At 61.1% G+C, this 8,161-nt stretch carries 7 protein-coding genes; 6 read left to right on the top strand and 1 reads right to left on the bottom strand.

Features of this window, described 5'->3' with window-relative positions; all coding sequences use genetic code 11:
- A partial coding sequence (locus VFO93_RS17515) for a hypothetical protein (RefSeq protein WP_325135675.1) occupies positions 1-1,439 on the bottom strand: 1,439 nt, incomplete at its 3' end.
- A 90-nt stretch (positions 1,440-1,529) separates the two neighbouring features.
- Between VFO93_RS17515 and VFO93_RS17510 the strand changes: the two genes are divergently transcribed.
- The 6 genes from VFO93_RS17510 (at position 1,530) to VFO93_RS17485 (ending at position 8,086) form a co-directional block, all read left to right on the top strand.
- Positions 1,530-1,904: a hypothetical protein gene (locus VFO93_RS17510; protein WP_325135674.1), complete on the top strand. Its 375-nt coding sequence runs from the start codon at positions 1,530-1,532 to the stop codon at positions 1,902-1,904.
- A 93-nt stretch (positions 1,905-1,997) separates the two neighbouring features.
- Positions 1,998-2,687 (top strand): hypothetical protein, encoded by a 690-nt coding sequence (locus VFO93_RS17505; RefSeq protein ID WP_325135673.1) that lies wholly within the window; start codon positions 1,998-2,000, stop codon positions 2,685-2,687.
- Between the two features lie 49 nt (positions 2,688-2,736).
- Positions 2,737-5,727, top strand: coding sequence for a protein translocase subunit SecDF (gene secDF, locus VFO93_RS17500; RefSeq protein WP_325135672.1), 2,991 nt, complete (start codon positions 2,737-2,739; stop codon positions 5,725-5,727).
- A gap of 342 nt (positions 5,728-6,069) precedes the next feature.
- Positions 6,070-6,492 carry a hypothetical protein gene (locus tag VFO93_RS17495; RefSeq protein WP_325135671.1) on the top strand — a complete coding sequence of 141 codons (423 nt, stop codon included), beginning with the start codon at positions 6,070-6,072 and terminating at the stop codon, positions 6,490-6,492.
- 30 nt (positions 6,493-6,522) lie between these two features.
- Entirely contained in the window at positions 6,523-7,146 is a 624-nt protein-coding gene (locus VFO93_RS17490; protein ID WP_325135670.1) for a YceI family protein, read from the top strand.
- Between the two features lie 22 nt (positions 7,147-7,168).
- A complete protein-coding gene (locus tag VFO93_RS17485) occupies positions 7,169-8,086 on the top strand; it encodes a DUF5777 family beta-barrel protein (protein ID WP_325135669.1) in 918 nt (305 codons plus the stop codon).
- Positions 8,087-8,161: the final 75 nt, after the last annotated feature.

Below are 8,161 nucleotides of genomic sequence, written 5' to 3'. Positions count from 1 at the left end.
GGCTGCTTCACCTCGATATGCCCCTGCTGCTTGAGATGCGCGGCCGCCGCGACTAGCTGCGCCGGCTCATGCGCGCACACCACGATAACCGGCCCCGCCGGGCCAGTCGTACTCAGCACAAAGCTTCGCTCGGGGCGCAGGCGCTGGCCGCGTAGCGCGGGTAGCTGCTGGCGCAGGTAGCGCAGGGTGGCCGCGTGCTGCCGCGTGACCACGATAACCGGTAGAAACTCGCCGCTACGGGCTTTCTCCAGGCCTTTGGCCTGCGCCACGATGGGCGTGACCACGTAGGTAAACGTGCTGCGAAACTGCTCCCGAAACGCCTGCCCAACGGCCTGCGGGTCGTCGGAATCGGTCCAGTAGAGCGTGTTGCGAAATAGGTTCGTGTACTCGGTAGTGGCCTGCGGGAAAGTGCTATCAAAAAGCGTAATAGCCTGCGCCACGAAGGCGCTGTCGATTTCCTGGCCACGCGCTACGTAGCTGGTCATCAGTGGGTAGAGGGCGTGGGCGTAGCGGTTGATGTAGTCGTCGTGGTACCACTCGCCGGCCTCGGGTTGGCCGGCCTGCTGGGCGTAAAGCCACTCGCCGGCCACGGTAGCCAGCGCCTCTTCCATGAGGTTGTAAGCAAAGCGCCGGACGGGCGAAGCGCTGCCGAGGTACCACTTTTCGAGCTGCTGCTGCAAGGCCAGGCGCTGCTGCATCGAGAGCGTGTGGCTCATTTCGTGGAACACTACTGCCGAGCCGCCCGCGAAGTCGCGCGAGGTGGGGTGGCAGTCCAGCACCACTAGGTTGCCGAGCGCGTGGCCCTGGTTGGTGAAGTCGGTGCGCTTGTCCAGCTCCGGGCTCAGCAGGATGCGGTAGGGCAGCGCGTCGGGCCACACGCTGCCGTAGAAAGCGCGCAGGCGGCCAAATTTTTGCATCAAGCTATTGTTGACAAGATACTTGCTGTACGCCTCGCGCAGGCGTGCTAGCTCGGCGGCGTGCGGCTGCCAGGCCAACGTATCGAAGGCGGGGGCAAAAAAGCGGTACGTGCTATCGAGGCGCACCAGCACCTCGTTGGGCAGCAGGCCGGCGGTGCGGCGCTGCAAATCGGGCAGGTCGGCGGCATCGGCGGCGGCTGCCAGGTAGGCGGGCAGCAGGCTGACTTGCGCGCCCACACGCCCGGCTGGGTATTCCTCGCGCTGGTAGGTAGGGTCGCGGTCGGTTTGGCGATAGCGGCGCAGCTGGCGCTGGGCGGCGGGCGTGTTGAAGCGGCTTTGCTCGAATACGCGCCGGCTGCCCCGGTACGTGGAGCCGTCGCCGGCTACCGTTTGCACGAAGCGCACCAGGCAGTACACGCGGCTGACCTCGACCGACACGGCCGGGCCGGCCGAAACGGCAGCATTCTGGCCCCGGCCCGCCAACGCAGCCAGCAGAAATAAGCAAGTCAAAATCTGTTTCATACCGCCAAAATACCGGCACTTTCCGCGCCCAAATTGCATTGCTTGGCAGTTGCCGCTTGAAATAGGTATATTTGTAGCCCTGCCCCAGCTATGTTCTATTCAATTTCTCAGCTCAAACAGTTTCTACGGGTGGCCCTGGTGGCCCTGCCCGTGCTGCTGCTGCTGGGTTTGAACGGCCGGACGGTGAGCCTATTGCGCCCGGTGGGCACGCCCGCGCAGTCGCGGGTCAGCGCCGCGCCCCGCGCCACGGTTATCAAGCAAAAAGTGGTGTTTGAGGCGGCCTCGCCGCTGGGCAGCTACGTAGCCCCAGCCTTCGCGCTGGGCTGGCTGCCCGATGCCCTGCCTGCGAGCTGGCTGCCGCGTCTGGTGCGCCGGGCGGTGCTGAATAAGCCGGCGGGCGCATTTGCGGCGCTGCACTACCGGCAGCGGCTGCTGCGCGCGGCGCTGTCGCCGCAGGCCCCGTAGGCGCAAAAGCAATTTCCACATGGGCTTATCTAGTTAACTGTCAATCAAACAGCTAATTACTACCCTATCTTGGTTTGTCTTTGCGCTACGCCGATGCTTCGTTTTCTTTTCCTGCTGGTGGGGCTGCTCACTATTGGGGGGCCGCTGGTAGCCGCCGCCCAAACGGCCGAAGCGGCGGCCACGCTGGCCAGCCACCGCACCGTAGCCATTTTGCCCATGCAGGTGGCCAAGCCTAAGCTGAACGACATTCGGGCCGCTGCGGCCGACACGCTGGGCGCCGCCCGGTGGCCACAGCAGCCAGAAGCCCGCCAGATAGCCTACCAAATGCAGGCGCTGGTATATGCCCAGCTGCTGGCCCAGCAGCCCACCAAAGGCTACAGTGTGCAGTTCCAGTCGGTGGCTGAAACCAATAGCCGCCTGCAAGCGGCTGGCCTCACCTACGAAAAACTGCTTGCCCAGTCGGCCTCGCTGCCGCAGCTGGCGCAGGTTTTGGGCGTCGATGCGGTGCTGACCGGCGAGGTGCTTATGTTCCAGTTTTTGCCGCGCGGCATGGGGCTGGCCGCCCGCATTCTGCTCAATGAGCCAGTGCTGGCCAACGACCCTACCAGCAACCTGCCCAGCAGCAAGACCGGAGCCACGCTCCTGCTCTACGACTGCCGCAGCAGCCAACTGGCTTGGACGTTCGACTTCACCCACACCGGCAATAACGCCCTCAAACCCGAGCGCCTGGCCCCCAAACTGGTGAAAGCCGCTTTGCCGACTTTCCCCTACCGCCTGCGCTAGTTGCTGATTTTCTTTTTTATAATTTCTTCAATTTCCCACTTTTACTTACATGCGTAATAAAGGAATAATTATCGCGCTCACCGTCGTGGTTTCGGTGCTCTGCGCGTACTTCCTGTTTTTCACCTACGTCTCGCGTCAGGTGCAGGACAAAGCCGTGGCCTACGCCACTACCAACGGCAAGCTCAACGAAACCCAGCGCCAGCACTACCTCGACTCGGTGTGGCGCGCCCCGGTTTTCGGGCCCTACACCTACCGCGACGTGCGCCAGAATGAGCTCGGCCTCGGCCTCGACCTCAAAGGCGGCATGCACGTAACGCTCGAAGTTTCGCCCGTTGAAATCGTGCGCGCCATGGCTGGCAACTCCAAGGAGCCGGGCTTCAACAAAGCCTTGGCCCTGGCCCAGGAGCGCCAGAAAACCAACTCGGGCACGCCCTTCACTACCCTGTTTTACCAGGCTTACCAGGAGGTAGCGCCCGGCAAGCCGCTGGCCCCGCTGTTTGCCAACGCCGTAAACAAAGACCGCAAAATCGACCGCTCGACCTCGGACGCTAAAGTACTGTCGGCCATCAACAAAGAAGAGGAAGAAGCCATCGACCGCTCGTTCGACATTCTGCGCAAGCGTGTCGATAAGTTCGGCGTAAACCAGCCCAACATCCAGCGCGTGAAGGGCACCGGCCGCATCCAGGTAGAGCTGCCCGGCGTGGATAACCCCGAGCGCGTGCGCAAGCTGCTGCAAGGCCAGGCCAAGCTCGAATTCTATGAAGTATGGAGCCCGCAGGAGTTCTTCCCCTACATCAGCCAGCTCGACAAGACGCTGAGCGATAAGGAAAAAGCTACCGCCGCTACCCCGGCCGCTGACACCACCAAAGCCACCGCCGCCGTAGCCGGCGACTCGTCGTCGCTGGCCGCCAAGCTGGCCAAGAAGCCGGCCGTAGCCGCTAGCAAAACCGACTCGGCCAAAGCCCAGCAGGGTGGCCCGCTGAGCCGCCTGCTCACTCAGCTGCCCGGTGGCATGCTCGGCGTGAACCTGCGCGACACCGCCCGCCTCAACCAACTACTGCGCTCGGATGAGGCCCGCGCTACCTTCCCCCCCAACCTGGCGCTGCTCTACGACGCCAAGCCCAAGGAACTCGGCAAGCAGTCTATCATTCAGCTGGTTGCCGTGAAGAAAGACCGCACCGGCAACACGCCCGCCCCGCTGACCGGCGAGGTAGTGAGCGACGCTCGCATGGACTACGACCAGACCGGCCGCCCCGAGGTGAGCATGAGCATGAACCCCAGCGGCTCGAAAAAATGGCAGCGCATGACCGCCGCCAATATCGGCAAGCAGGTAGCAGTAGTGCTCGACGACGTAGTGTACTCGGACCCCGTGGTGCAGAGCGAAATCTCGGGCGGCAACACCCAGATTTCGGGTAGCTTCAGCATCGAAGAAGCCCAGGATTTGGCCCAGGTGCTGAAAGCCGGTAAGCTGCCCGCGCCTACCCGCATCGTGGAAGAAGCGGTAGTAGGCCCCTCGCTGGGCCAGGAAGCCATTAACCAAGGCTTGTATTCGTCGCTGGCTGGCTTGCTGATTATCATGCTGTTCATGACCGTGTACTACGGCCGCGCCGGCCTCGTGGCCGATGCCGCGCTGCTCTTCAACATGTTCCTGATTCTGGGCGTGCTGGCGCAGTTTCAGACGGCCCTCACGCTGCCCGGCATCGCCGGTTTGATTCTGGTAATCGCTTCGTCGGTAGATGCTAACGTACTGATTTTCGAGCGCATCCGCGAAGAGCTGGACCACGGCCACTCGCTGCACGATGCCGTGAACGCGGGCTACAACCGCGCGTTCTCGGCCATCTTCGACTCTAACGTGACGACCATGCTCATCGCCATCATCCTGGGCTTCTTCGGCACGGGCCCGGTGCAGAGCTTCGCCGTTACGCTGGGCATTGGTGTACTCACCTCGTTCCTGTCGGCCGTGTTCGTGTCGCGCCTCATCATTGAGGCCCTGATTAAAGGCAAGACGACGAGCAGCATCTCGTTCTCGACCGTGCTTTCGCGCAACCTGTTCAAGAATGTGAACTTCGACATCGTGGGCAAGCGCAAAATCGCTTACGCCGCCTCGACCGTTATCATTGTGGTGGGCTTCGTGCTGATGTACCTGCAAGGCGGCCCCAACCTGGGCGTTGACTTCCAGGGCGGCCGCTCCTACGTGGTCGATTTCAACAAAGCCGTGGTTTCGTCGGACATTGCCGACGCCATCCGCCCCGTATTCGGGGGCGCGGGCCTCGAAGTGAAGCAATACGGTGCGCCTAACCGCCTGCGCATCACGACCAGCTACCTCTCCGAAGACGAAACCCAGGTGGCTGATAAAAAGGTAGTAGCCGCCCTTAACCAGGGCCTGAATAAATTCTCGGCCGACGCGCCGGTGATTAAATCGACCTCGAAAGTGGGTGCTACCATCGCCGACGACATCAAGCGCACCTCGGTGCTGTCGCTGGCCCTCACGCTGCTTGGCATCTTCGTCTACGTGCTGTTCCGCTTCGAGCGGTGGCAGTACTCGATGGCCGCCGTTATCGCCCTTTTCCACGATGCGCTGCTGGTTATCGCTACCTACCCCATCGCCCGCGCCTTTGGCCTGAACTATGAGATGGACCAGATTTTCGTGGCAGCCGTGCTTTCCATCATCGGCTTCTCGATGAACGACACGGTGGTTATCTACGACCGCATCCGCGAGTACCTGCGCAACGACCCCAAGCTGACCTTCGCCCAAGTAGTAAACCCGGCGTTGAACTCGACCTTCTCGCGCACCATGATTACGTTCACCACGGTGTTCCTGGTGGTGCTGGTGCTTTACATCTTCGGCGGCGAAACCCTGCGTTCGTTCTCGTTTGCCATGATTATCGGCATCATCTTCGGCACGTACTCGTCGCTGTTCATCGCCACGCCCATCATCCTCGATACCTATGGTAAAAAGGAAGAAGCTGAGCGCCGCGCCGCCGGCGAGGACATCAGCAGCGTAGCCAGCGACGCGCCCAAGCTGCGCACCACCATCTAGCCCGTTGCGCTAGCAACTACAGAAAAGCCCGGCCTCGGCCGGGCTTTTTTTGTGCCCGGCCCATTGCCCGAAATCAACAAATTGGCCCCGTGCGCAATCCTGCCGCAGCTGCGCCCCGTAGGTAGCGGTCATTTGCAGGAAAACCCTGCTTCTACTAAAAGTACTATTACAAGATTTTATTTACCATTAGCTATACTTTGCAACAAGCCGCTCTTTAGCTCGCGCAAATCATTATTTTATAAAGTATGTTTGTAGTAGCGTGTGATTTACAGAGTACCATAAGCGCTGTTCTGTCTTTTAGATTATTGAATAATTTATAAATATTATACAATTTTAACGCAAGTGAAAAATCCACTTAATGCTTTTGCTTATCGGGGTGCTATCCTAGGCGTAGCGCTGGGGCTCGGCAGCCTGCTGGCGGCCTGCTCCTATACCAACGCCTACGAGGCGCCCGCGCCCTGCAACCTGCCGGCCACGGTGAGCTACCAGGTGCACGTGCTGCCCATTCTGACCAAAAACTGCTACTCGTGCCACAGCGCCAAAGACTACCAGCAGTCCACGGCGGGCACGTTCAACATGGAGGACTTTACGCAGGTGAAGTTTTACTCGAACCCCGCCAACGGCCGCAACAACGTGAGCTACATGGTGGGCAACATCCGCCACGACGCGGGCTTCGTGCCCATGCCCAACAACGGCGACAAGCTCTCGGTCTGCGACATCGCTACCATCAAGGCCTGGGTCGATGCGGGCGCGCCCAACAACTAGCCCGCGCCGGGCGCCCTACCCTCTTTTTACATGACAGGTTTTTTACGACGCCCCCACCTGGGCACCGCGCGGCGGTGGCTGCCGGCGCTACTGCTATGGCTGGGCGGCCTGGCCGGGCCGCTGGCGGCGCAGGCCCAGGCCAAGTACCTGACCAAGACGGGCTACATCTCGTTTTTTTCGGCTTCGATAATGGAAGATATCGAGGCCAAAAACAACAAGGTGGCTGCCGTTTTCGACCTGGGCACCGGGCAGCTGGCGTTTGCGGTGCCGGTGCGGGAGTTTCAGTTTAAGCGCACCCTCATGCAGGAGCACTTCAACGAAAACTACATGGAGTCGGAGAAATTTCCGAAGGCCACCTTCAGCGGGCAGCTCGTGAATGCAGCGCAGGTAGTGAAGCAATTGCCCACCGGCAGCCAGAATGTGGAGGTCGAAGGCCAGCTGACGCTGCACGGCGTGACGCACAAGGTAGCCGTGTCGGGCACGCTGCAAATGCGTGATGGGCAGCTGGTTGTGTTTGCCTACTTCAACATCGCGCCGGCCGACTACGCCATCGATATTCCGCTGCTCGTGCGCGAGCACATCGCCAAGTCGGTGAGCGTGCGCGTGAGCCTGACTTGCGATGCCAGCGGGCCGGCCCTGGTTTCGCAGCCCTGATTTTTATTAACTTTTTATCTTTATGAATCAATTAGTTACCTCTATTTCGCGCGCCGCCGGCCTGGGCCTGCTGCTGGCCGCCCTGGCCGCGCCCGCTGCCCGCGCCCAAGCCGACCTGCTGGGCCAGCTGGAAGAAGACACCAAAAAGGATGCTCCCAACCAGCTGGTCGAGGCTACCTTCAAGAGCACCCGCCTCATCAACGGCCACACGGTGGAAACGCCCGGCGAAGGCACGATGGTGTTTCTGTTTTCGCACAACTTCGGCACGGTGAACGAGGGCTTTTCGACCCTGTTCGGGTTCGACAACGCGCAGGTGCGTATCGCGCTCGAATACGCCCTCAGCGACCGGCTGGAGGTGGGCTTGGGCCGCACGTCGATGGGCCAGACGCTGGATGGCTTCCTCAAATACCGGGCGCTGCGCCAAAGCACCGGCCGGCACGCAGTGCCGGTATCGGTGACGCTGCTGACCTCGGCCGCCGTAACGACCCAGAAGTACGCCGACAACGTGCCGCGCACGCTGGGCTTGCGCACTGCCTACACCTACCAGGCGCTGATTGGGCGCAAATTCAGCCCCGAGTTTTCGTTTCAGCTGATGCCCACGCTCGTTCACCGCAACCTGGTGCTGCGCGAGGGCGAAGCCAACGACGTGTACGCGCTGGGCGGCGGCGGGCGCTACAAGCTCACCAAGCGCTTCTCCGTCAATGCCGAATACCACTACCTGCTGAGCCGCTATGCGGCCGACCACCAGCGCAACTCGGCGGGCGTGGGCGTGGACATCGAAACCGGCGGCCACATTTTCCAGCTGCACGTCACCAATTCGCCGGGCCTCGTCGAAAAGCAGTTTATCGCCGAAACCACCTACCCCTTCTTCAGCGGCAACCTCTACTACGGCTTCATCGTGAGCCGCAACTTCACGGTGAAGCAGCGGCACCGGAAGTGAGATGAGTTAAGAGTTTTTAGTTCTGAGTTTTGAGTTATGGAAAAAGCCGCCCAGACGTATCAAGGCGGCTTTTTC

This window comes from Hymenobacter sp. (genome assembly GCF_035709525.1).
Classification (GTDB): Bacteria; Bacteroidota; Bacteroidia; order Cytophagales; family Hymenobacteraceae; genus Hymenobacter.
This window is presented reverse-complemented; position numbering and strand designations above follow the sequence as displayed.